At 47.3% G+C, this 478-nt stretch carries 1 rRNA gene; it reads left to right on the top strand.

The features are described 5' to 3' along the window. Window positions 1–142 precede the first annotated feature (142 nt). Window positions 143–478, top strand: a 23S ribosomal RNA gene (locus ACJDU8_RS25670); the annotation flags it as partial.

The following is a 478-nucleotide window of genomic DNA, read 5'->3' as shown; positions in this document are numbered from 1 at the left end:
AATTTGCTAAGGATAAAAATTGATAATAACGAGTACAGCAAGGAAAAGGCCGAAGGAGGAGCGGAGTTTACTTATGTAAATGAGCACCGCAGTGAGGCATTTGACGCAGCTGGACGAAGTTAGCAGCAATTTTTAAACCAAAGGTCAAGCTACAAAGGGCGCACGGAGGATGCCCTGGCACCAGGAGCCGAAGAAGGACGCGACAAGCTGCGAAAAGCTCTGGGTAGGCGCAAATAGCCAGAGAACCAGAGATGTCCGAATGGGGAAACCCACCTAGAAAACACTAGGTACTGTAAGCTGAATATATAGGCTTACAGGGGAAAACCCGGGGAACTGAAACATCTAAGTACCCGGAGGAAGAGAAAGAAAAATCGATTTCCTAAGTAGCGGCGAGCGAAAGGGAAAGAGCCCAAACCGGAAACTTGTTTCCGGGGTAGAGGTCAGGTATAAAAAAATGTGGAAGCTTAATCGAGGAGAA

Source organism: Candidatus Clostridium eludens (genome assembly GCF_045310515.1).
GTDB lineage: Bacteria > Bacillota > Clostridia > Clostridiales > Clostridiaceae > Clostridium_B > Clostridium_B eludens.
The sequence above is the reverse complement of the archived record's forward strand: the minus strand, read 5'-3'. Positions and strand labels throughout refer to the sequence as shown.